This window comes from Curtobacterium sp. AB7 (assembly GCF_044909335.1).
GTDB lineage: Bacteria > Actinomycetota > Actinomycetes > Actinomycetales > Microbacteriaceae > Curtobacterium.
Map to the genome: position 1 here is coordinate 307,136 of NZ_JBIYED010000002.1, position 22,156 is coordinate 329,291.

Genomic DNA, 22,156 nt, shown 5'->3' on the forward strand with positions numbered 1-22,156 from the left:
CGTCAGGCGCGGTGCAGCTCCACCGACCCGTCCAGCCGTCCGGGTTCGGTCAGGCGGGCGTGCTGCAGGACCGTGCGGCCCGGACCGATCGCCGCGGCGACGATGGACAGCGTCGTCATGTGCCCCTCGGACTCGTGCGCGTCGCGGAGGATCGCGTCGGGGTGGTCGCTCGGCAGCACAGCGGACTCGGCCAGGACACCGAACCAGCCGCCCCACCCGTCCCCGGCGTCGTCGCCCGCGTCCACCGTCCGGAGTTCGTCGAAGGGCCCGAGCACGGGTGGTCCGACCGGGGCGCCCGCCGCACGGAAGGCCTCGAGCCACCGGCCGATGCGCGGCGCAGCCGGGTCGTCCGGTTCGCCGTGCGTCACCATGTGCACGCCGGGGCCGAGCTCGGTCGTGCGGACCCGTGTGCCGTCCCAGGTCAGGACCGCGGCGCCGTCGGCGGTCGCCCGCACCAGGTTGAACGCGCGCGTGGTCGGCAGCGCGCCGTCGTGTCCGGGCAGCAGGTCGTCGGCGACGGCGTCGACCGGCACCACACCGCGGGTCGTCCACGTGCCGTCGACACTCGGCACCGGTTCGCCGCGGTTGAGCACGACCGCCAGCCCGGCGCGGTCCGAGGCAGCGAGCCACGCACCGCCGGCAGCACGGTCGCGGACACCGCGGACCCCGGGGTCGCGATCGGGCCACCAGGCCGCCGGCGGGTCCCACGGACGCTCGGGCGACTCGTCCCGCAGGGCGAGCACGGTGACGGGCCACGCGGACCCGGGGTCGACGCGGACGACGACGGTGCACATGCCGTCGATCCTCGCACGTGCCCCCGGTAGCGTGAGCGGCGTGAACGCAGCAGCAGAACGCACCCTGACCGTCATCGTGGGGATCACCGGGGGCATCGCCGCCTACAAGGCCGTCGGCGTGGTCCGCGACCTCGTCAAGCGCGGGCACGAGGTGCACGTCGTCCCGACCGAGGGAGCGCTGCGCTTCGTGGGGCTGCCGACGCTCGAGGCGCTCAGCCGCAACCCCGTCACCACGAGCGTCTGGGACGACGTCTCCGAGGTCCGCCACGTCGCCCTCGGCCGACGCGCGGACCTGGTCGTGGTGGCCCCGGCGACCGCGGACTCCCTGGCGCGGATGGCGAACGGCCTGGCGAGCGACCTGCTCGGCACGACGCTGCTCGCCACCGACGCCCCGGTCGTCGTCGCGCCGGCGATGCACCCGCAGATGTGGGAGCACCCCGCGACCCGGGCCAACGTCGCCGTCCTGCGCGAGCGGGGCGTGCACCTGGTCGGACCGGTGGTCGGCGCACTGACGGGCGACGACGCCGGCATCGGCCGGATGGCGGAACCCGAGGACATCGTCACCGCCGCGCTCGCCGTGCTGGACGGCCCTGCCGGTGCGGGGGCGGGGCGTCGCGCCGGCACCGACGGGGGGACGCAGTCCGGCGCCGGGGCCCGTGGCGAACAGGGCGACCTGTCCGGCGTCCGCGTGGTCGTCAGCGCGGGCGGCACCCGCGAGCCGTTCGACCCGGTGCGCTTCGTCGGCAACCGGTCGAGCGGCCGGCAGGGCCTGGCGATCGCCGCCGATGCCGCAGCGCGCGGCGCCGTCGTCACCGTCGTCGCCGCGAACGTCGAGGCCGGCCTGACGGCAGGCATCGACGCGACCGTCGTGCCGGTGGGGTCGGCGCTCGAGCTCGCCGAGGCCGTGCACGCCGCGGCGGTCGACGCCGACGTCGTCGTGATGACCGCCGCCGTCGCCGACTACCGGCCGGCCGAGGTCCTCGCAGAGAAGCTCAAGAAGGACGCCCAGGGCGAGCGGATGACGCTCGAGCTGGTGCGGAACCCCGACGTGCTCGCCGACCTGGTGGCGGCGCGGCGCACCGGGCAGGTCATCGTCGGGTTCGCCGCCGAGACCGAACCCGACCGCGACGCCCGCATCGCACTCGGGCGCGCGAAGATCGCCCGCAAGCCCGCCGACCTGCTCGTCGTGAACCACGTCGGCTGGTCCGCCGGGTTCGAGCGCGAGGAGAACGCGATCGAGGTCCTGGTGCCGGGCGGCGAGGTGGTCCGCGAGACCTCGGGCACGAAGGCCGAGGTGGCTGCGGCGGTCCTCGACCTCGTCGCGACCGCACTGACCTGATTCCGAGGACGGGCGAGCACGATGGGAGCCATGCGACGACGTGAGCGGATCAGACGAGCCACCCGGACTGCCACCCTGCTCGCCGTGCTGCTCGGCGGGGCCGGCGTCACCCACTTCCTCCAGCCGCGCCACTACGACCGGATCGTGCCGGACACACTGCCACCGCGCCTGACGACGGTCGCGTCCGGCGTGGCCGAACTCGGCATCGCCGCCGGGCTCGCGTTCCCGGCCACTCGCCGGGCCTCGGGGTGGGCTGCAGCTGCCCTGTTCGCCGCGGTCTTCCCCGCGAACGTGAAGATGGCGAACGACCTGCTCGACAGCCCGCGGTCGACCCGGGCGATGCGGCTCGTCTCCGTGCTGCGGCTCCCGCTGCAGGCCCCGCTCGTCCTGTGGGCCGTGCGCGTCGGTCGGCACGCACCGAAGCGGTGACCCAGCCGTCCTGGACCCGTGCGGCCGCACCGCTGCTGCACCGGCCGGTGACCCAGCACGCGTGGGACGACGTCGTCTTCGCGCACTGGCGGCACGATCCGGGTCCGCTGGCGCGACTCGTGCCGCGGGGGACGCGCCCCGACGTGGTCGACGGCAGCGCCTGGGTGGGACTGACGGCCTACGTCTTCCACGAGACGCGGGTGCCGCCCTTCCCCTCCGCCGGCCGCCTCGGGCGCATGACCGAGCTCACCATCGAGGTCCTGACCGTGGACGACCAGGGCCGGCGCGGCGTCGCCTACCGCACCGTGGACACCGCGAACGTGCCGGCGATCGTGGCCGCACACGCCCTGCTCGGCGTGCCGTACACCTTCGCGCACGCCCGGTCGCGCCGCCGCGGCGAGGTCGTCGCGCACCGGTCGGTCCGGCACCCCGCGCGTGCACTGCACCCGGTGCGCTGGGCGCGGTCGCTGCGGCAGGAACGCCCCTCGGGCACGGCCAGACCCCGGCACGCGGCCTCGATCCGCGTCACCGCCGGCGACGTCGTCGAGACGCCACTGGCCGCCGAGCTGACCACGCGCGCCGGCATCCACGCCCGGTACCTGGCCCAGACGCTCTTCTGGCAGCGACAGCACCCGCCACTCACCGTGCGGGCCGCGCACCTCGACCGGCTCGAGGGGGACCTGCCGGACGCCGTCGGCATGCCGGGGCTGTTCGATCGGCCGCCCGACTCGCTGCTCGTCGTCGACGGCACCACGGTGCGGTACGCCTGGGGTGGGGTCGTGCGGTGAGCGACCACGCCGGAGACGACGCTGGCCGGGACGACCTCGACCGCTTCGTGCGGGCGCAGGACGGCGTGCACGACGACGCCCTCGCCGAGTTGCGGCGCGGACGGAAGACCTCGCACTGGATGTGGTTCGTCTTCCCGCAGCTCGCCGGCCTCGGGCGGAGCGCCACCGCCGAGCGCTACGGCGTGCGCGGGCTCACCGAGGCCCGCGCGTACCTCGCACACCCGGTGCTCGGGGACCGGCTCCGGACCGCCGCGGCCGTCGTCGCGGCTGCGCCGGCGCTGTCTGCCGAGGCCCTGCTCGGTGGGACGGACGCCCTGAAGCTCCGGTCATCGATGACGCTGTTCGCCCGGGCGGCGACCGACCCGGAGCCCTTCGCCGCGGTGCTCGACCGGTGGTACGGCGGGGCGGAGGACCCGGTCACCGTCGGCCTGTTGGACGCGGGCGGGCGAGCGCCACGGGACACGCGCTGAACCGAGCGGAACGCCGGTCTCATATCAGGTACGTTGATCGGTGCGCGTGCACCGACCGCGCCCCGATCGAAGGAGAACGCATGCCGGTCCCCCGCAGCGCCCCGACCGAGCACCAGCTGCTCCGCGACACCGTCCGCCACAAGATCCACGACGCGATCATGGACGGCACGCTCGTCCCCGGCGAGCGGCTCAACGACGACGAGCTCATCGCCTGGCTCGGCGTCTCCCGCACGCCGATCCGCGAGGCACTGAGCCAGCTCTCCCGTGCCGGCCTGATCGAGATGGCGCCGAACCGGTACACGCGCGTCACGACACCGGACCCGGCCGAGGTCGTCGAGGCGATGCAGACCCTCGGGGTGCTGTTCGGCGGCGTCGTCCGCCTCGCCGTCCCCCGCCTCGGAGCCGGTGCACGGAAGAAGATCCTCGCGCAGCTCGACAAGACGATCGCCGAGCTCGAGTCGCACGACGTCCCCGCCGTGAACCACGACGCGCTCGACGTCTTCGCGCTCTACGTCGCCGAGTGCGGCAACGAGAACCTGCAGCGCGTGTGCCGCGACACCATGGACGGCCTGGCGTTCCGCCTGCGCCTGCCGAACCTCGACGAACTCGTCGACTGGGACCGGATGACCGAGGACTTCCGTCGACTGCGCACGGCGACCGAGTCCGGCGACAACGTCGCCGCCGAGCTCGCGGCCGAGGCGATCCACCAGCTGCCGGGCGAGAAGCGCTGAGTCCGGCTGTACCCCCGTACAGGAACCCGCCCGTCTCGTGGACGCGAGGCGGGCGGTCCGCGCTCAACGGGCCTCCCGGACACCCCGTCCAGGCCCGTGACCGACGCGCACGACGCTCCCAGACTGCGGCTCCGGCGAGCCGATAGCATCGCTGGCGACCACCCGATCGCCCACCCGGAGCAGCACATGAGTCCTCGATCGACGGACCGTACCGAGGTCGCCGCACGTCTGGCCGCGGCGGTCGGACGGATCAACCGGCGAGCACGGACGGACTCGGCTTCGCTCGGGTACGGGATCGTGTCCGCACTCGCCACCATCCAGCGCGAAGGCCCCCTGCGCCCGGGCGACCTGTCGCGGATCGAGGTGGTCACGAAGCCCACGATGACCCGGATCCTGACCGAGCTCGAACAGCGCGGGTTCATCGCGCGCGAAGCCGATCCGCGCGACGGCCGCGCCTTCATGGTCTCGGCCACCGACGAGGGCATCGCGGCGGTCGAACGAGCACGCTCGGACCGCACCGGGATCGTCGCCGAGCTCATCGCCGAACTCGGCGAGTCCGACGTCGCCGCCATCGCCGGAGCGCTCGACGCCCTCGAACGCGTCGCCCAGGGCGACCGCACCCAGGAACCTCACACGTTCTAGGTCCGAACCGGCCGTTACCGAACCGTTACCAACGGGTGGACGGACGGTTCTGCCAGCGATCCTGGACGCGCCATCCAGTCTGACGGGTCATCGTGTCGGCTTCGCCCGACGGCGCCTCCCCAGGGCCGGTCGCGGCGGACGGACGGGCCCCACACCACCGTCCGGTCCTCCCCGGTTCGCCAGACTCCCCCTGTTGCGCGCATCCCGACGCGCGCAGCATCGCTCACCGTCCCCGACGTGCCGAGCAGCGCGGAGTCCCGCACCACGAACCGCCCGACCACCGGAACCGATGCCAGGACACACTCCCGACCTCCCCACCACCACCGCCTCGACCCGACGTGAGGCCCTGAACTCCCCCAGCCGGCGCGTGCGCCGCGCCCTCCGCCACCGTGCGCTCCGACACCGTGCGACGTTGATCGTCGGCGGTGCCGCGGTCCTCGCCGTCGCCGGCGGTGCCGTCACGGTCGGCACCCAGCCCGCCATCGGTGAAGCGCTCGGCATGCCGACCGGCACCGCGAGTGCGTCCGCGACGGCCCAGCCCGCCCTGCGCGGCACCGCCCTCGACCGTGCCCAGGCAGCGGCGACCATCTCGACCGCGAAGACCGTGATGACGACGGCGAACGCCAAGACCGACACGGCCTCGCTCGAGCAGCACATCGACGCACTCAGTGACTACCCGGAGCTGTCCGGCGCCGCGCTCACGACGCGCATCTCGTCGACCGTCGAGTCGACCGCGCACGTCGCGCAGGCCAGCGCCACGCAGGACAAGCGGGACGTCGACGCGAAGGCAGCAGCCGTCGCGAAGGCCGCCGCCGAGAAGCGCGCCGCAGCGGCAGCAGCGGAGGCCGCCCAGAAGCTGGCGGCGGGCAACACCGTCGCGGGTGCCAAGGCGACGGCGACCTCGCTGGCGTCCTCGGAGTACGGCTGGGGCTCCGACCAGTTCCAGTGCCTCGACAACCTGTGGACCAAGGAGTCGGGCTGGAACTACCAGGCCGTCAACGCGAACGGCGGGGCGACCGGCATCCCGCAGGCGCTGCCCGGGTCGAAGATGGCGACCATCGGCTCGGACTGGCAGACGAACGCCACGACCCAGATCAAGTGGGGCCTGCAGTACATCAGCGCCGCGTACGGCACCCCGTGCTCAGCGTGGGCGCACTCGCAGGCGAACAACTTCTACTGAGCGGCGCGGGAGCAGCCTGTCGGCTCACGCACCTGCACGTCGAACGGCCCCGGGTACCGCCCGGGGCCGTTCGTCCTGTAGGCATGCCGGGTGACGACGATCGGACTGCGCCGGATGGCGCCCCGCGACCCCGCCGAGGGACACCGTGCCGCGAGCCCCCTGGAACTGCTGTTCGACCTGGTGTTCGTCGTCGCGGTGGGCTTCGCCGCCACCAACCTGCACGAGATCGAGGCCGAGGGACAGGTCAGCACTGCGGTGGTGGCGTACGCCATGGTGTTCTTCGCCATCTGGTGGGCGTGGCTGAACTTCAGCTGGTTCGCGACCTCGTTCGACACCGACGACTGGCTCTACCGCGTCACGACGTTCGTGCAGATGGCCGGCGTGCTCGTGCTCGCCGCCGGGGTGCACGCCGCCATGACCGCGGGCGACTTCACGGTGCCGGTGATCGGCTACGTCGTGATGCGGCTGGCGATGGTGGCGCAGTGGCTCCGCGTCGCCGTGTCGTCCCCGCGGTACCGCCGCACCGCACTCCGGTACGCCGTGGGCATCGTCGTCGTGCAGGTGCTCTGGGTCGGCATGCTCGCGCTGCCGCAGGGATCGACGGCGTGGGCGTTCCCCGTCCTCGTCCTGCTCGAGGTGCTCGTCCCGCCGATCGCCGAGGGCACGGGCGAGACGACGCCGTGGCACACGCACCACATCGCCGAGCGGTACGCGCTGTTCACCCTCATCGTGCTGGGCGAGGGACTCGTCGCCTCGGCGAACGCGGTCATCGACGGCATCGCCGAGGCCGACCACCTGGCGTCGCTGCTCGTCCTGGCCGCCGCCGGGCTCGTCATCGTCGCCGGACTGTGGTGGATCTACTTCTCGCGGGAGCAGCACGACCACATCCGGAACCTGCCGAGCGCGCTCGTGTTCGGCTACGGCCACTACTTCGTCTTCGCCGCCGCGGGTGCGCTGCCGGCCGGGATCGAGGTCGCGGTCAGCGCGGACGCCGGTGAGGCCGACCTGTCGCACGCCACGGTGGCTGCGACCGTGGCCGTCCCGGTCGCGCTGTTCGTGCTCGCGATCTGGGCGCTCGCACTCCGGCCGTCGCTGTCCGCCGGGTGGAACGCGATCGTCGTCGTGCTCGCCGTCGCGATCCTCGCGACGATCGCGGTGCCCGACGTCTCCCTCGTCGCGACCGCGCTGCTCCTCGCCGCGATCGTCGTCGTGCTCGAGGTCGCCGAGCGACGACCAGGGACGCGCCGCGTGCGCTGAGGACGCGACCGCGTGTCGGACGGGAGGCCCGTGGCGGCGCCGCCACGGGCCTCCCGTCCGTCAGCGAGCCGGGGTCACCCCACCCGCGCGACCCGCACGTCGACCCGCGTGAGCGCCAGGCCGTGTGCCGACGCCGTCGTCAGGGCGACGTCGTGCACGGCGCGGGCGACCTCGGGCGCGGGGCGGTGTCCGTCGGTGCCGATGACGACCCGCAGGACGCCGTCGTCGACCACGATGCGTGCGGGGGACGTGCTGGACGCCATGCCGCGGACGGCGCTGACCGTGCTGGCCACGGTCGGGCGGGCACGGTAGAGGTCGGTGACGCCGGGGACGTCGACCACGGCCTGTTCGACCGCAGCGAGGGTGTCGTCTGTGGTGCTCATCGGGTCCCCTCCGTGTCGGTGTCGTCCGTGTCGTCGTCGTCGTCAGCGTCGGTGTCGCGCTGCGGTTCGAGCAGGTCGCGGACCACCACGTCGATCGAGTCGACGACCAGGTCGGTCTGCTCGGCGAGCGCCTGGGCGACCCCGGTGCGGACCAGGTCCGCCGTCGCGACGATCGACGGGCCGGACATGATCGCGACCTCGACGACCACGCGGATCGGTGCGGCGAGTTCGGTGACGTCACCGTCGAGACTGCACCGGGCGACCAGGACGCCGGGAACACCGTCGCCGGTCCGGCGGATGAGCGACCGGATCGCTCCCTCGGTCATCACCGGGCGCTCCGACTCGGACAGCGCGCGGAGCGGGACGTCGCGTCCGGAGCGGGACTCCAGCGAGATGTTGGCGAGCACACCGCCGATCCACGACTCGTCGGCCGGGGCTTCGTCGCGGGCGGCAGCTTCGAGGGACCCGAGCGACGCGTGTCGCACCCGCAGGATCGCCGCGAGGGCGTTCTGGCACGCGGGTGAGCCGTCGATGCTGGGGTCCGGCGGCTGCATGCCGGCGTCCAGGTAGTCGGCGAGCTCGTCGATGGAGTGGCCGTCGAGGTCATCGAGTTCGAGTGCGTCGAGGTCGCTCATCGCCATCCCTCCATGAGTCGGATCATGTTCTTCCTCGCTCGGGACAGGAGTCCGCGGACCGTCGAGGGGGGCAGGTCGAGTTCGGCGGCGATGTCGTCGTAGCTGTACTCGAGCACCTCCTTCATGATCCAGCAGCGTCGTTGGGCTTCGGGCAGTTCGGCGAGCGCTGTCTCCGCCGCTTCCTCGCGCGAGCGGGCCTCGGCGACCCGGTCGGGTGCGTCGTCGGCGGGTGCGGCGACCTCGAGTTCGGTGACGTCGTCGTGGAACCGTCGCGCCCGGATGCGGTCCAGGCACTTGCGGCTGAGGATCCGCATCAGCCAGGACTTCACCTTGGCGTGGTCCTCGAGACGGTCCAGGCGGTCCCACGCGGTGATGAAGGTCTCCTGCACGACGTCGTCGAGTTCGTCGGTCGATCCCAGGGTCCGACGGGCGTAGGCGCGCAGGAGCGGTGTGTAGCGGCGGATCAGGACCTCGAAGGCCCGGACGTCGCCATCGGACGACCGGCCGGCGAGGACCGCGTCGTCGAGCTCGGCGAGGGACTGGTGGTGCACGCTTTCCTTCTACTGGTGGTGGATGGTGATCCGCTGGACGCGCTTCCGGACGGGGACGACGCGCAGCGGACCGACCGGTCGGGAGCTGAGCGAACGGATCCGGACCTGCGCCAACCCGTGCGCCGGTGCGTGCCTGCCGTGCGACGTCAGGCGGACGGCAACGATGTCGTCGTCGAGCATGGAGACTCCTCGGTCGGACCACCGGACGTGGTCCCTCACCGGTGTGACGCACCGAACCGGCGGTTCGTCACACGCGCCGACGGACTTGCGCCAGAGTTGTGGCATGTCGCTCGTCACCGCCGTCTGCCGCGTCGACCGCCTGCTGCCCGACTCCGGCACGATCGGCGTCACCGCCATCGACAAGCGTCCGGTCGACGGGAAGGTCCGGGTTCGACCGCTCGGGCTGTACGCCGACGTCCAGGCCGACCGGAAGCACCACGGTGGCGAGGACCAGGCCGTGTACGCCTACGCCGACGAGGACGCCGCCTACTTCGCCGCGGCGCTGGAGCGCGAGATCCCGCCGGGCCTCTTCGGCGAGAACCTGCGGACCACGGGCGTCGACGTCACCGGGGCCGTGACGGGCGAGCGGTGGCGCATCGGCGAGACGCTGGAGCTCGAGGTGACGATCCCGCGGATCCCGTGCGGCACGTTCGCGCGGCGGATGGGCGTCGACAAGTGGGTCCGGCGGTTCACCGAGGAAGGCCGTCCGGGCGCGTACCTGCGAGTCGTGAAGTCCGGCCCGGTGGCAGCTGGTGACCCGGTCGTCGTGACGTACCGGCCGGAGCACGGCGTGACGATCGGCGAGGTGTTCGCGGGGCTCACCCCAGAGCGTGCCCGGGCCGTGCTCGAGTCCGGGGAGCGACTCGCACCGAAGGTCGTCCGGGACGTCTCGAAGGTGCTCGCCCGGTCTTCGGCAACCGCCAGCTCCTGATCAGTCGCCTCGCGTCGGGTCGAGGGGCCGCTTCGCTCGGGGCAACCCGGCGACGACCAGGTCGTAGGCGTTCGCGACGAGGTCCTCGACCAGGGTCTCGTCGATGCCGTCACCGGGAGCGAGCGTGATCCAGTGCCGCTTGTTCATGTGCCACCCCGGTGTGATCTCGGCGTGGTCGCGGACGAGCGCTGCCCCGTGCGGCGGCGCGCACTTCAGGTTGACGATCGGCACACCCCGGAGCTCACTCGTCATCACGAACATCTTGTCGACGACCTTGTAGACGACGGCGCCCTCGCCGAAGGGCTCAGTCTCGAACACCGCGGGCAGGCCCATCGCGGTGCGACTCGCGATCTCGTGCAACTGCGCGCCGTCCATGCCCCCAGCATGCCCCAGACGCCCGACACCGCGGCTCGCGGACCGGACCTGTTCGGGGGCATGTCATGAGTGTCGTTCACATCGTAGGATCAGCTCGCCGCGTACCCGACGCGGCGGTCGCTCCCGCGATCACCCACTCGTTCCAGGGGGAACCCATGCGCATCATCCGTACCCTCGGCATCGCCGCCGCCACCGCAGTCCTCGCCACCACCGTCGTCGTCGGTGGGGCCTCCACCGCTCAGGCCGCCCCGAAGACCTACGCCAACTGCACCGCGGTGCACAAGGTGTACTCGGGCGGCATCGCGAAGAAGTCCGTCACGAAGAACAAGGTGGTCTCCGGCGGCAAGACCACGACCCGTGCGCTCAAGGGCACGGTGAAGAAGGACGACGCCCTGTACAAGGCGAACGCGAAGCTCGACCGCGACAAGGACGGCATCGCCTGCGAGAAGAGCTGAGCGGAGGCCGCGGGATGGCGGCGTTCCGCGCGGACGCCGGCGTCTGAGCAAGCCGCCGCACGCAGCAGCGGCGCGCACCTGTCAGAGCGTCGGGACGCCCTCGTGCCCGGACCTCGGGCGGGCGGTCCCGGCGACCCCGGTGACGACCGATCCTGCAGGGACGTCCTTCGTCACCACGGTGTTCGCACCCACGACGGAGTCCTGCCCGATGCTGATCGCCCCGATCAGGGACGATCCCGCGCCGAGCACGACGCGGTCGCCGACCACCGGGTGCCGTCGGGCTCCTGGGCCGTGGTCGCCGCCGCGCCCGCCGAGGGTCACCCCGTGGAACAGCACGACGTCGTCCCCGATCACCGCGGTCTCCCCGATCACGACGCCCATGCCGTGGTCGATGAAGAACCGACGGCCGATGCGGGCGCCGGGGTGGATCTCGATGCCCGTCACCGACCGTGCTGCCTGGCCGATGACGCGTGCGACGAACCGCGACCCGGGCAGGCCCCTGGCCAGCCAGAGCCGGTGCGTCACGCGGTAGGTCCAGATGGCGTGCAGCCCGGAGTAGACGATCGCGTTCTCGAGGTCACCACGGGCGGCGGGGTCGCCGCGGCGTGCTGCGGCCAGGTCCTCCCGGACCGTCCGCAGCACGCCTCGTCGGACGGGACGACTCACGCAGTGAGTCCCTCGAAGAGCACCGTCGACAGGTAGCGCTCCCCGGTGTCGCAGACGATCGCGACGATGCGCTTGCCGGCGTTCTCGGGTCGTGCGGCGATCTCGAGCGCGGCGTGGATGATCGCGCCGGACGAGATGCCGGCGAGGATGCCCTCGTCGGTCGCGAGCGCCCGCGCCACACGCAGGGCGTCGTCGAGCTCGACGTCGAACACCTCGTCGATGACGGACTGGTCGAGGACCTCGGGGATGAAGTTCGCGCCGATGCCCGCGATCTTGTGCGGTCCGGCCTTGCCCTCGGTCAGGAGCGGGGAGTCCTTCGGCTCGACCGCGACGATCTGCACGCCGGGCACGCGCTCCTTGAGCACCTGGCCGACACCCGTGATCGTGCCACCGGTCCCGACACCCGCGACGAACACGTCGACGTGCTCCTCGGTGTCGCGCAGGATCTCCTCAGCGGTGGTCTTCCGGTGGATCGCGGCGTTGGCGGCGGTCTCGAACTGGTGGGCGAGGATCGCTCCGGGCGTCTCGTCGACGATCGCAGCTGCTCGTTCGACGGCGCCCTTCATGCCCTCGGGACCCGGGGTGAGCACGATCTCGGCACCGTAGGCGCGCATCACCGCACGCCGCTCGACGCTCATCGTCTCCGGCATCGTGATGATGACCTTGTACCCGCGGGCCGCTCCGACGAGCGCGAGGGCGATGCCGGTGTTGCCCGACGACCCCTCGACGATGGTGCCGCCCGGCTGCAGGTCGCCGGACTGCTCGGCCGCGTCGATGATCGCGACGCCGAGGCGGTCCTTCACGCTGGCGCCGGGGTTGTAGAACTCGAGCTTGGCCAGCACCTCGGCACCGCCCGCCTTCGGCAGCCGGTTCAGCTTGACGAGCGGGGTGTTGCCGAACGCCTGGGAGATGTTGTCGTAGATCGTGCCGCTCATCCGGTCCGTCCTCATCGGGTCAGGTCGCGCATCGCTCTTCCTGGAGGCGCGGTGTGCGCCCGATCCTAGCGACCGGACCCCAGGTGGTCCTGTCCACGGCCGTGCACCCACACCGCGTTCGCCGCAGCTCGCTCCGCCGCGACGCGCTCCGGCAAAGCGACACTGTGCCGCCAACCTTTCGCGGGAGTGAGTCGCTTTCGCGGGACAGACAGGGGTCACGAGCGCGAAACCGTCGCTTTCGCGGCGCGGACCGGCCGGGGTCAGCGCACGAACGCCGTCCGCGCGAACCGCTCGTCGGTCGCCTCGAGCACCCGCAGCACGTTGCCCCCGGCGAGCGCCCGCAACTCGTCCCCACCCCACCCGCGCCGCTGCAGCTCGGTGGCGAGTACCGGGTACCGGGACACGTCGCGCAGGTCCGGCGGCAGCACCGGGGTGCCGTCGTAGTCCCCGCCGAGGCCGATGTGCGCTGCGCCGGCGAGGTCGCGGGCGTGCTCGACGTGGTCCGCCACGTCCGACACCGTCACGAGCGGCGGCTCCCCCACCGAGCCGGCGTCCTCCCAGTCCGCCCAGTCGCGTGAGACGAACTTCGGCACGAACGTGATCATCACGATGCCGCCGTTGTCCGACAGCCGGGCGAGCACATCGTCCGGTACGTTCCGCGGGTGGTCGTCGACCGCGACGGTGGACGAGTGGCTGAAGACGACGGGCTGTGTGGCGACGTCGAGGGTGTCCCGCATGGTCGCCGGTGCGGTGTGCGACAGGTCGACGAGCATGCCGATCCGCTCCATCTCGGCCACCACCTGGCGGCCGCGGTCGGTCAGCCCGCCGTGCGGGCGCGAGCCCGTCGCCGAGTCGGCCCAGGGGGTGTCGTCGTTGTGCGTGAGCGTCATGTAGCGCACGCCGAGTCGGGCGAAGTCGCGGAGCACCGCCAGGTCGTCGCCGATGGAGTGCCCGCCCTCGGCGCCGAGCAGCGACGCGATCCGGCCGGACTCGACCGCCGCCCGGACCTCGGTCGCCGTCCGGGCCAGTGCGAGCGACTCCGGGTACCGCTCGATGATCCGGTGCGCCAGGTCGATCTGCTGCAGCGTCGTCCGCACGGGGTCCGGTTCGTCGACGGGCACGAAGACCGACCAGAACTGGCCGACGACCCCACCGGCGCGGAGCTTCGGCAGGTCGGTGTGCAGCGAGTCGACCTCGATGTCGATGCCCTCGACCCCGGAGTAGTGGGTCTCGCGCCGCTCCCACGGCAGGTCGTTGTGGCCGTCGATGACCGGGAACGGGATCGCGTCGAACGTCATACCCCCGACGCTACCGCGCACGTCCCCGTGGCTAGGCTCGGTGCGTGGACCCCGTCACCCTCCGGACCGATCGCCTGGTGCTCTCCGTGCCGGTGCCCACCGACACCGAGGACGTCATCGCCTACGCGAACGACCCGGACGTCATCGCGTTCATCGCGATGCCCGAGCCGTACGGGCACGCCGAGGCGCACCGGTGGCTCACCGCGGTGGTGCAGGACGGCTGGGCGACGGACACCCGCTACGAGTTCGGCATCCGTCGTGCCGGTGACCCGCGCCTGCTCGGCACGGTCGGGCTCTTCGGCATCGATGGTGGCGGTGCCGAGATCGGGTACGCGACGCACCCGGACGCCCGTGGTCAGGGCCTGGTGACCGAAGCGGCCGAGCGGGTGCTGCAGTGGGCGTTCGCACCGGCTCCGCAGGGACTCGGACTCGTCCGGGTGCAGTGGCGGGCGAAGGCCGAGAACACCGGCTCGATCGCGGTGGCCCGCCGACTGGGCATGCGGTACGAGGGCCGACGGCGCTCGGCGGTCCTGCACCACGGTGTCCGGCACGACGAACTGCTCGCCGCGGTGCTCGTCGACGACGACCGCTCGGCCGGGACGGACTGGCCCGCGTCGTGACGGTGACGTTCCGAGTGGTGACCGAGCTCGCGACACCGCCCGAGCGCGCGTTCGCGCTGTCGCTCGACATCGGCGCGCACGAGCGGTCGATGGCTGCGACCGACGAACGCGCCGTCGCCGGTACGACGTCCGGCACGATCGGCCTGGGCGAGTCGGTCACGTGGCGCGCACGGCACTTCGGGATCGTCTGGCGGATGACGAGTCGGATCACCGCTCTGGAGGCTCCCCACCGGTTCGTCGACGAACAGGTGCGTGGGCCGTTCGCCCGCTTCCACCACGAGCACCGGTTCGAGTCGTCGGCCGGCGGCACGCGCATGGTCGACACCATCACGTTCCGCGCACCGTTCGGCCCGCTCGGGCGTCTGGCCGAGGTCGTCGCCCTCGAGCGCTACCTGCCGCGGCTCATCCGTGAGCGCAACGCGTCGCTCGCCACCGAGCTGCACGCCGACGGCCGCGACGGCCACGACGGTCAGGGCGCTGCGAGCTCCCCCAGCGCGTCGTAGGCACTCGCCACCGCGTCGACCCGCGTGCGGCCGGCCGGCCCCGAGGCTTCGTACACGTCGTTCGCGATGGCCGCGACGACCGCGAACAGGGCCGCCATCGAGTCGAACGCCGCCGGCGAGTCGACCGGGCACAGGATCGCGGTGTTCGCCGGTGCCGCGATGACGGCTGCGGTCGGGTCGCCCAGCACGACGACGTCGGCGCCGGTCGACACGCAGTGCCGCACGATCCGGTCGACCCCGGCGGTGTGCCGACGCACGGTCACCAGGACGACGAGGTCACGGCGGTCGAGGTCGGCGACCTCTTCGCCGAGCCGCTGCCCCGGTGCCGGACCGACCCGGACGTCGGATCGGACCTGGGCGAGCTGCGCGCGGAGCTGCAGCGCCACCGGGTAGGCGCCACGCTCCCCGAACACGAGCACGCGACGGGCGCGGACGATGCGGCGCGCGAGTCGCGGTCGATCGGCACGGGCCAGCGAGGCGAAGGCCGCGTCGAGGTTGCGGGCCTCGACGGCGCGCTGGTCGACGTGGGCGGCGTCCTCCGCCACCCACGGCAGGCCGGAGCCACGTGCGGACATCAGGTTCTGCCGGACCTCGGCCGCGTCCTGGAACCCGAGCGACCGGACGAGCCGGGACACCGTGGCCTTCGACGTGCCCGACTCGGCGGCGAGCTCGGCCGAGGTGCCGACGAGCAGGAGTTCCGGGTCGTGCCGGACCATCGCGGCGACGCGGCGTTCGGCGGGCGAGAGCTGCTCCCAGACGGAGTCGATGCGGGCGCGGACGTCCGGTCCGGCGGTGCTCATCCCCGGGCCACCCGCTCCACCGCGACGGCGAACGCGTCGAGCCCGAGGGCGATGTCCGGCGTCGAGACGAACTCGTCCGGGTGGTGGCTGATGCCGTCCGGGTTGCGCAGGAACAGCATCGCGACGTCGGTGACGAGCCCGAGCGACATGGCGTCGTGGCCAGCTCGCGAGAACAGCTCCATCGGCGCGGTCTCGCCCGTCGACTCGATGCCGGCGCGGAGGGCGTCCATCAGCCGCGGCGCGCAGAACACCGCCGGCGCGCGGTGCACCTCGGTCGGCGTGACGCTGACCCCGCGTCGTTCCCCGATCAACGCGAACGCCTTCGTGAGCTCGTCCCAGACCGCGTCGCGGCCGTCGTCGAACTCGCCGCGCAGGTCCACCGAGAACCGCGCGAGCCCGGGGACCACGTTCACCGCGCCCGGTTCAACGGTCATCGTGCCGACGGTGCCGACGTGGTGCGACGCCCGGCAGATCCGTTCGACGGCGAGGGCGGCCTCGGCCGCGGCGAGCAGCGCGTCGTGGCGACGCTCGTAGGGTGTTCCGCCGGCGTGCCGGGCCTCGCCGACGGCCTCGACCGAGAAGCGTCGGGCGCTCGCGATGCTCGTGACGACGCCGAGCGCCTGACCGGCCTGCTCGAGGTACGGGCCCTGTTCGATGTGCGCCTCGAGGTACCCGGCGAGCGTCGTCGGGTCGACCGCCGCATCACCCACCCGGGCCGGGTCGAGCCCGAACCGGGTGAAGGCCTCGCGCAGGGTGACGCCGTCGCCGTCCGCCAGGTCCCACCAGGACTCGTCCCACACCCCGGCGACGGCGGACGACCCGAGCAGGGCCTTGCCGAACCGGGTCCCCTCTTCGTCGGAGAACGCGATGACCTCGAGCGCGACGGACAACGGTCCCGCGGCCGTCAGTCGCGCAGCGGTGCGGACGGCCATCAGGACCCCGACGATCCCGTCGTAGCGGCCGGCGTCCACCACGGTGTCGAGGTGCGAGCCGAGCAGCAGCACGGGGGCGTCGGGCGTCGCGCCGTCGACCCGTCCGTGCAGGTTGCCGGCGGCGTCCTGCCAGGTGGTGAGTCCGGCGTCCTGCATCCACCCGGCGACGATCCCGTTGACGCGGGCGTGCTCGGGCGACAGGTACACGCGGGTGATCCGACCGGTCTCCTCGGTGACCAGGGCCAGCTCGTCGCACCAGCGCGCCACGAGCTCGGCATCGGCGGTGCCCAGGGCGGTGGCGGTCACGACCGGGGCCGCGCTCACGCCGGCACCCCGACCGGCGCACCGGAGAAGACGTCGAGGGCCGCGTCGACCCCACCGCCGTGCGGGACGGCGTGCCCCGCCCGGCGGAGCGCGTGCTCGAGGGCGGCGAGGGTCGTCACGACGGTGTCCTTGCGGGCGTTGTAGCCCATGGTGCCGATGCGCCAGACCTTGCCGTGGAGCGGTCCGAACGAGGTGCCGATCTCGATGCCGTGGTCGTCGAGCATCGAACCACGGACCTGGTCGCCGACGACGTCGGACGGGATCTCCACCGCGACGACGTTGTGCATCTTGTGCGCGACGTCGCCGAACACCCCGAGCCCGAGCGCCTGCACGCCCTGCAGCATCGCGCGCCCCGCGAGCTCGTGGCGTGCGATCGCCCGCTCGCGCCCTTCGTCGAGCAGGATGCGAGCGCACTCGTTGGCGGCGTAGAGCATCGACGCGGCCTCGGTGTGGTGGTTCAGCCGCCGCGGACCCCAGTAGTCCAGGATCATCGCGAGGTCGAGGTAGTTCGAGCGGATCGGCTCGTCGGCGACGTCGTCACCGGGTTCGCGGATGCCCGCCTCGACGCTGCGGCGCTCGTCGAGCACGGCGGTCGCACGCGGCGAGACGGTGACCGGCGCACTGCCCGACGGCCCGCCGAGGCACTTCTGCAGGCCGGCGCTGACCGCGTCGATGCCCCAGGCGTCGACCTCGAGCGGGTTGCCGCCGACGGTCGCCGTGGCGTCGGTGTAGAACAGCACGCCGTGCCGCTCGCAGATCTCGCCGAGTTCGTCGAGCGGCTGGTTCATCGTGGTGGAGGTGTCGCCCTGCACGATCGCCAACACCTTCGGCCGGACACGGACGATGGCGTCCTCGATCGCGGACGGCGTGAAGACCTGACCCCACGCGGTCTCGATGGTGTGGACCTCGGCCCCGGCACGGCCCGCGATCTCGGCGAGCAGGTGTCCGAACCGGCCGAACACCGGCACGAGCACGCGATCCCCGGGTGCGAGGAGCGACACGAGCACCGCCTCGATCCCGGCGCGCGAGGTGCCGTCGACGAGCACGGTGGCGTCGTTCGTGGTGCCGAACACACCGCGGTAGAGCTCCTGGGTGTCGTTCATGGCGGAGGTCATCCACGGGTCGTACTGCCCGACGAGCGGGGTCGACAGGGCCCGGAGCACACGCGGGTCGGCGGTGATCGGGCCGGGGCCCATGAGGAGGCGGGCTGGCGGGTTCACGGGGTGCATGGTTGGTCCTTCCGTTCCGATCACGAGCGTACCGGAACGATCGTTACAGACGTGTTTCGGTGACCCGGGCATCCGCGGTCACGGGAGCCGCGACGAGCTGCCCCCGGGCGGCGGTGACGCCGGACGCGGCGGACGCCACCACGCGCCCGCGCAGCCAGGTCTCGGTGACGCGGCCACGGGCCTCCAGGCCGGCGAACGCGGAGACCGGGTTGCGGTGTGCGAGGCCGGCCACGTCGATGACCGCCGTGACGGACGGGTCGAACACGGCGAAGTGGGCGAGCGTGCCCGGGGCGATGACCCCACGGTCGGTGAAGCCGACGAGTGCCGCCGGACCGGTGGTGAACAGCGGCAGCAGTGCCTCGAGCGGGACGCCGCGGCGGAGGGCCTCGGTCCAGACGGCGCGGAACCCGACCTGCAGGCCGGCGATGCCGCCCCAGGCGAGTCCCCAGTCGTCGACCTTGAGGTCGGCGGTCGACGGCGAGTGGTCGGAGACGATCATGTCGATCGTGCCGTCGAGCACGCCGGCCCACAGGGCGTCGCGGTTCGCGTCGTCACGGATCGGCGGGCAGCACTTGTACTCGGTCGCGCCGTCCGGGATGGAACCCGCCTCGAACGACAGGTAGTGCGGGCAGGTCTCGACCGTGATCCGGACGCCGTCGTCCTTCGCGGCGCGGATCATCGGGATCGCACCGGCGTCGGACAGGTGCAGGATGTGGACCCGCGCGCCGGTGGCCCGTGCACCGTCGATGACCCGCGCGATGGCGGACCGCTCGGCGTCGACCGGCCGGGTGGCGAGGAAGTCCTCGTAGTGGCCGCCGAGCGCGGCGTGGTCGACCAGGAACTCGGGGTCCTCGGCGTGCACGATGAGCAGGGCGTCGATCCGGGCGACCTCCTCGATCGCGGCGCGCAGTTGGTCGGCATCCAGGTGCGGGAACTCGTCGACCCCGGACGGCGCGGTGAAGCACTTGAACCCGAAGACGCCCGCGTCGTGCAGTGCGCCGAGCGCGCCGGCGTTATCGGGGACCGCTCCGCCCCAGAACCCGACGTCGACGGCGACCCGTCCCTCGGCACTCGCGCGCTTCACGGCGAGCGCCTCGACCGTCGTCGTCGCGGGGATCGAGTTGAGCGGCATGTCGATGATGGTCGTCACCCCGCCGAGGGCGGCGGCCCGGGTCGCGGATGCGAACCCCTCCCACTCGGTGCGTCCGGGTTCGTTGACGTGCACGTGGGTGTCGACGAGGCCGGGCAGCAGGACCTGGTCGTCCGGCACGGTGCGGTCGTCGACGGCGGCCACGGGTGCGTCGACCGGCAGGACGGTGTCGACGCGGCCGTCGCGCACGACGACCGCCGCTGGGCGGAAGGCTCCGTCGATCCACGCGCGGTCGGCGCGCAGGACGAGGTCCGCGATGGTGCCGGCGGCGGCCGGGAGGCCCGTCATGCGCCCGCCCCGACCGTCGCGCCCGCCGTCGGCTGGCGTTCGAAGCCCGCCAGCAGACCCGACATCGCCTTCGTCGGCGGGGTGGCGTACTCGCCGTGCTTGCCCGTCGAGAGCCCGAGCCGCACGAGCGACTCGGCGAGCACGGTCGCCGCGGCGACGCCGTCGACGACCGGCGCCCCGATCGCCCGCGAGACCTCGGCGCAGAAGTCCGCCATCCCCGCGCAGCCGAGCACGACCGCGTCGGCTCCGCCGGCGATGACGGCCCGGCACTCCTCGATCACCAGGGCGCGTGCTCCCGAAGCGGGGTCGTCCAGTTCGAGCACCGCGACCTCACACGCCCGGATCTCGGTGACGAGCGAGGCGAACCCGTAGCGCTCGGCGAGCTCGTGTGCCCGGCCGGTCGTCCGCGCCAGGGTCGTCACGACGCCGAACCGGCGCCCGAGCATCGCCGCCGCGTGGAAGCCCGCCTCGGCGATCCCGATGACCGGCCCGGAGGCGAGCTCCCGCGCGGCGTCGAGCCCCGGGTCACCGAAGCAGGCGACGACGTGGGCGTCCACGCCGTCCTGCTGCCCGAGCGCGATCTGCTCGAGGAGCCCCGGCACCGCGAGCGCCTCTTCGTAGTGGCTCTCGATCGACGCGGGGCCCATCGTGGGGTTCACCGCCTCGACGATGGTGCCCGGGCCGGCGACCGCGGTGGCGGCGACGCCGATCGAGCGGGTCATCGAAGCGGTGGTGTTCGGGTTGACGACGCGGATGCGCATCGGGGTCCTTCCGGTGGTGCGGGCGGTGCGGGTGTCGCTGGTGGTGCGGGGGCGTCTCAGGCTCGCCCGATGGCGGCGCCGTCGTCGACCGTCGGGTCGTCCGAGGCGAGTTCCGGCATGCTCGGCCGGATCCGCTCGAGGCCCCAGAAGACCACGAGTCCCAGGCCGCAGCCGATGAACCAGCTGTAGTTGTTCAGCCCCGGCAGGATCCCGAGCGCGGGCGGCAGGACCGCACTGGCGACCGAGACCACCCCGGTGACGACGAGGGTACCGATGGCGTTCGGGTTGAAGCCGCCGCGGTACCAGTACCGGGCCGAGGTGTCCTTCGTGTACATGTCGTCGACGGCGATGCACTGCTTCCCGACGATGTAGTAGCCGGCGATCAGGATGCCGAACAGCGGGCCGATGAGGGCACCGAGCACCCCGAGCGTGTACAGGATGGCCTGGTCGTTGCCGTACCAGTTCCACGGGGTCAGCAGCACGGAGCCGACCGCGGCGATCATGCCGCCGGCTCGCCACGAGATCCGGCGCGGCGCGACGTTCGAGAAGTCGAACGCGGGGCTGATGAAGTTCGCGACGATGTTGATGCCGACCGTCGCCGTGACGAAGGTCAGGCCGCCGAGCAGGATCGCGAACGGGGCGCCGATCGCCTGCACGGTCTCGATCGGGTCGGTGATGAGCTTGCCGAACACCGGCACGGTGGCACTCGCACACAGCACGGTGAGTACCGAGAAGAACAGGAAGTTGATCGGCAGGCCCCAGAAGTTGCCCCGCTTGACCGCCGCGAAGGACTTGCCGTAGCGCGAGAAGTCACCGAAGTTGAGCATCGGGCCGGAGAAGTAGCTGACCACCAGGGCGACCGCGGAGAGCATGACCGGGATCGATGCGCCGAAGGACAGCGGCTCGCCCACCGACAGCGTGAACGAGATGTTGCCGATGCCGGCCTGGCTGACGAGGTAGATCGCCAGGGCGATCATCACGACGTACACCGCCGGGCCCGCCCAGTCGATGAACTTCTTGATGGCCTCCATGCCCATCCAGAACAGGGCCCCCTGCGCGACCCACAGGATCGCGTACGAGATCCACCCGAGTGCCGACAGCCCCAGGAACGAGTGGTCGAGCAGCCCGGCCGAGGCGGGGATGAACTTCAGGAAGATGATGTTGAGCGACTGCGCGGCGAGGAACGTCTGCACGCCGTACCAGGCCATCGCGATCAGCCCGCGGATGATCGCGGGCACGTTCGCCCCGAGCACCCCGAACACCGCACGGTTGATGACCGGGTAGGGCACGCCGGTGCGCTGCGACGGCTTGGCGACGAGGTTGGCGAAGACCTGCACGATCAGGATGCCGACCACCAGGGCGATGAGCACCTGCCAGCTGGCGATGCCGAGTGCGAAGAGCGACCCGGCGGTGACGTAGCCGCCGACCGAGTGCACGTCGGACATCCAGAAGGCGAAGAAGTTGTAGCTCGTCCAGCTCTGCTTGCGCAGCGGGGCGAGGTCCTCGTTCGTGAGCGCCGGGTCGTACCCGGGCTTGACGACGCCGGCACCGGCGGGTGCGGCGGTCGTGGTGGGGGCGTGGGGCGCTGCGACGGGTGTCACGAGATCGGTAGCCATGGCGTCCTCCGAGGGAGTGGGGTGGGGAGGCGGTGATCGCCTCCACCACAGAAGCTAGGGAGCCTCTTCGCGCC

General features: G+C 72.5%; 27 protein-coding genes. 12 read left to right on the forward strand and 15 right to left on the reverse strand.

Annotation, left to right across the window (positions count from 1 at the left end; all coding sequences use genetic code 11):
• Positions 1–2: 2 nt before the first annotated feature.
• Entirely contained in the window at positions 3–794 is a 792-nt protein-coding gene (locus ABH929_RS07465) for an NRDE family protein (protein ID WP_404560699.1), read from the reverse strand.
• A 64-nt stretch (positions 795–858) separates the two neighbouring features.
• Here ABH929_RS07465 and ABH929_RS07470 point away from each other — a divergent pair, with 64 nt between their 5' ends.
• From ABH929_RS07470 to ABH929_RS07505, 8 genes are all read left to right on the forward strand, one after another.
• The gene (locus ABH929_RS07470; protein ID WP_263091327.1) at positions 859–2,133 is read left to right on the forward strand and encodes a phosphopantothenate--cysteine ligase family flavoprotein; all 1,275 of its coding nucleotides are present in this window, start codon (positions 859–861) and stop codon (positions 2,131–2,133) included.
• Positions 2,134–2,163: 30 nt separating this feature from the next.
• Positions 2,164–2,562, forward strand: coding sequence for a hypothetical protein (locus ABH929_RS07475; protein ID WP_123672409.1), 399 nt, complete (start codon positions 2,164–2,166; stop codon positions 2,560–2,562).
• Positions 2,559–3,350 carry a YqjF family protein gene (locus ABH929_RS07480; protein ID WP_404560700.1) on the forward strand — a complete coding sequence of 264 codons (792 nt, stop codon included), beginning with the start codon at positions 2,559–2,561 and terminating at the stop codon, positions 3,348–3,350. Before ABH929_RS07475 ends, ABH929_RS07480 begins: the two co-directional genes overlap by 4 nt.
• The gene (locus ABH929_RS07485; RefSeq protein WP_404560701.1) at positions 3,347–3,820 is read left to right on the forward strand and encodes a DUF1810 domain-containing protein; all 474 of its coding nucleotides are present in this window, start codon (positions 3,347–3,349) and stop codon (positions 3,818–3,820) included. Before ABH929_RS07480 ends, ABH929_RS07485 begins: the two co-directional genes overlap by 4 nt.
• Before the next feature lie 80 nt (positions 3,821–3,900).
• Positions 3,901–4,551: a GntR family transcriptional regulator gene (locus tag ABH929_RS07490; RefSeq protein ID WP_205462852.1), complete on the forward strand. Its 651-nt coding sequence runs from the start codon at positions 3,901–3,903 to the stop codon at positions 4,549–4,551.
• 186 nt (positions 4,552–4,737) lie between these two features.
• The gene (locus ABH929_RS07495; RefSeq protein ID WP_263091293.1) at positions 4,738–5,193 is read left to right on the forward strand and encodes a MarR family winged helix-turn-helix transcriptional regulator; all 456 of its coding nucleotides are present in this window, start codon (positions 4,738–4,740) and stop codon (positions 5,191–5,193) included.
• Between the two features lie 289 nt (positions 5,194–5,482).
• A complete protein-coding gene (locus tag ABH929_RS07500) occupies positions 5,483–6,373 on the forward strand; it encodes a phospholipase (RefSeq protein ID WP_404560704.1) in 891 nt (296 codons plus the stop codon).
• Positions 6,374–6,463: 90 nt separating this feature from the next.
• A complete protein-coding gene (locus tag ABH929_RS07505; protein ID WP_404560706.1) occupies positions 6,464–7,630 on the forward strand; it encodes a low temperature requirement protein A in 1,167 nt (388 codons plus the stop codon).
• 74 nt (positions 7,631–7,704) lie between these two features.
• Here ABH929_RS07505 and ABH929_RS07510 read toward each other — a convergent pair whose 3' ends face one another.
• From ABH929_RS07510 to ABH929_RS07525, 4 genes are read right to left on the reverse strand one after another with little or no spacing between them, the layout of a single operon-like run.
• The gene (locus ABH929_RS07510; protein WP_263091290.1) at positions 7,705–8,013 is read right to left on the reverse strand and encodes a hypothetical protein; all 309 of its coding nucleotides are present in this window, start codon (positions 8,011–8,013) and stop codon (positions 7,705–7,707) included.
• Positions 8,010–8,648, reverse strand: a complete 639-nt coding sequence (locus tag ABH929_RS07515) for a hypothetical protein (RefSeq protein ID WP_404560707.1) — start codon at positions 8,646–8,648, stop codon at positions 8,010–8,012. The genes ABH929_RS07510 and ABH929_RS07515 overlap by 4 nt, the downstream gene beginning before the upstream one ends.
• Entirely contained in the window at positions 8,645–9,199 is a 555-nt protein-coding gene (locus ABH929_RS07520; protein WP_111084365.1) for an RNA polymerase sigma factor, read from the reverse strand. Before ABH929_RS07520 ends, ABH929_RS07515 begins: the two co-directional genes overlap by 4 nt.
• Positions 9,200–9,208: 9 nt before the next feature.
• The gene (locus ABH929_RS07525) at positions 9,209–9,379 is read right to left on the reverse strand and encodes a hypothetical protein (protein WP_404560708.1); all 171 of its coding nucleotides are present in this window, start codon (positions 9,377–9,379) and stop codon (positions 9,209–9,211) included.
• 103 nt (positions 9,380–9,482) lie between these two features.
• Here ABH929_RS07525 and ABH929_RS07530 point away from each other — a divergent pair, with 103 nt between their 5' ends.
• Complete coding sequence (locus ABH929_RS07530) at positions 9,483–10,130, forward strand: MOSC domain-containing protein (protein WP_404560709.1); 648 nt, start codon at positions 9,483–9,485, stop codon at positions 10,128–10,130.
• On the opposite strand, the gene ABH929_RS07535 is transcribed toward ABH929_RS07530, so the two are convergent.
• A complete protein-coding gene (locus ABH929_RS07535; protein WP_132100013.1) occupies positions 10,131–10,505 on the reverse strand; it encodes an MmcQ/YjbR family DNA-binding protein in 375 nt (124 codons plus the stop codon). It lies immediately after the preceding gene.
• Between the two features lie 155 nt (positions 10,506–10,660).
• On the opposite strand from ABH929_RS07535, the gene ABH929_RS07540 reads away from it, so the two are divergent.
• Complete coding sequence (locus tag ABH929_RS07540) at positions 10,661–10,960, forward strand: excalibur calcium-binding domain-containing protein (protein ID WP_235035941.1); 300 nt, start codon at positions 10,661–10,663, stop codon at positions 10,958–10,960.
• An 81-nt stretch (positions 10,961–11,041) separates the two neighbouring features.
• Here ABH929_RS07540 and epsC read toward each other — a convergent pair whose 3' ends face one another.
• From epsC to ABH929_RS07555, 3 genes are all read right to left on the reverse strand, one after another.
• Positions 11,042–11,626, reverse strand: a complete 585-nt coding sequence (gene epsC / locus ABH929_RS07545; protein WP_235035942.1) for a serine O-acetyltransferase EpsC — start codon at positions 11,624–11,626, stop codon at positions 11,042–11,044.
• The gene (gene cysK, locus ABH929_RS07550) at positions 11,623–12,561 is read right to left on the reverse strand and encodes a cysteine synthase A (protein ID WP_111084370.1); all 939 of its coding nucleotides are present in this window, start codon (positions 12,559–12,561) and stop codon (positions 11,623–11,625) included. Before cysK ends, epsC begins: the two co-directional genes overlap by 4 nt.
• A gap of 260 nt (positions 12,562–12,821) precedes the next feature.
• Positions 12,822–13,859: a dipeptidase gene (locus ABH929_RS07555; protein WP_404560711.1), complete on the reverse strand. Its 1,038-nt coding sequence runs from the start codon at positions 13,857–13,859 to the stop codon at positions 12,822–12,824.
• 44 nt (positions 13,860–13,903) lie between these two features.
• On the opposite strand from ABH929_RS07555, the gene ABH929_RS07560 reads away from it, so the two are divergent.
• On the forward strand, positions 13,904–14,479 hold the full coding sequence (locus ABH929_RS07560; protein WP_404560713.1) for a GNAT family N-acetyltransferase: 576 nt from the start codon (positions 13,904–13,906) through the stop codon (positions 14,477–14,479).
• The gene (locus tag ABH929_RS07565; RefSeq protein ID WP_404560715.1) at positions 14,476–14,982 is read left to right on the forward strand and encodes an SRPBCC family protein; all 507 of its coding nucleotides are present in this window, start codon (positions 14,476–14,478) and stop codon (positions 14,980–14,982) included. Before ABH929_RS07560 ends, ABH929_RS07565 begins: the two co-directional genes overlap by 4 nt.
• Here ABH929_RS07565 and ABH929_RS07570 read toward each other — a convergent pair.
• Genes ABH929_RS07570 through ABH929_RS07595 form a run of 6 tightly spaced genes read right to left on the reverse strand, consistent with a single transcriptional unit; the run spans position 14,949 to position 22,082 of the window.
• A complete protein-coding gene (locus ABH929_RS07570; RefSeq protein WP_404560717.1) occupies positions 14,949–15,782 on the reverse strand; it encodes a MurR/RpiR family transcriptional regulator in 834 nt (277 codons plus the stop codon). The genes ABH929_RS07565 and ABH929_RS07570 overlap by 34 nt on opposite strands.
• Positions 15,779–17,038 carry an allantoate amidohydrolase gene (locus ABH929_RS07575; RefSeq protein WP_404560718.1) on the reverse strand — a complete coding sequence of 420 codons (1,260 nt, stop codon included), beginning with the start codon at positions 17,036–17,038 and terminating at the stop codon, positions 15,779–15,781. The genes ABH929_RS07570 and ABH929_RS07575 overlap by 4 nt, the downstream gene beginning before the upstream one ends.
• Entirely contained in the window at positions 17,035–18,267 is a 1,233-nt protein-coding gene (locus ABH929_RS07580) for a pyridoxal-phosphate-dependent aminotransferase family protein (RefSeq protein ID WP_404560719.1), read from the reverse strand. The genes ABH929_RS07575 and ABH929_RS07580 overlap by 4 nt, the downstream gene beginning before the upstream one ends.
• A gap of 43 nt (positions 18,268–18,310) precedes the next feature.
• Positions 18,311–19,705, reverse strand: a complete 1,395-nt coding sequence (allB, locus tag ABH929_RS07585; RefSeq protein WP_404560720.1) for an allantoinase AllB — start codon at positions 19,703–19,705, stop codon at positions 18,311–18,313.
• The gene (locus ABH929_RS07590) at positions 19,702–20,466 is read right to left on the reverse strand and encodes an aspartate/glutamate racemase family protein (protein WP_404560722.1); all 765 of its coding nucleotides are present in this window, start codon (positions 20,464–20,466) and stop codon (positions 19,702–19,704) included. The genes allB and ABH929_RS07590 overlap by 4 nt, the downstream gene beginning before the upstream one ends.
• 56 nt (positions 20,467–20,522) lie before the next feature.
• On the reverse strand, positions 20,523–22,082 hold the full coding sequence (locus ABH929_RS07595) for an NCS1 family nucleobase:cation symporter-1 (protein ID WP_404560723.1): 1,560 nt from the start codon (positions 22,080–22,082) through the stop codon (positions 20,523–20,525).
• Positions 22,083–22,156 lie beyond the last annotated feature (74 nt).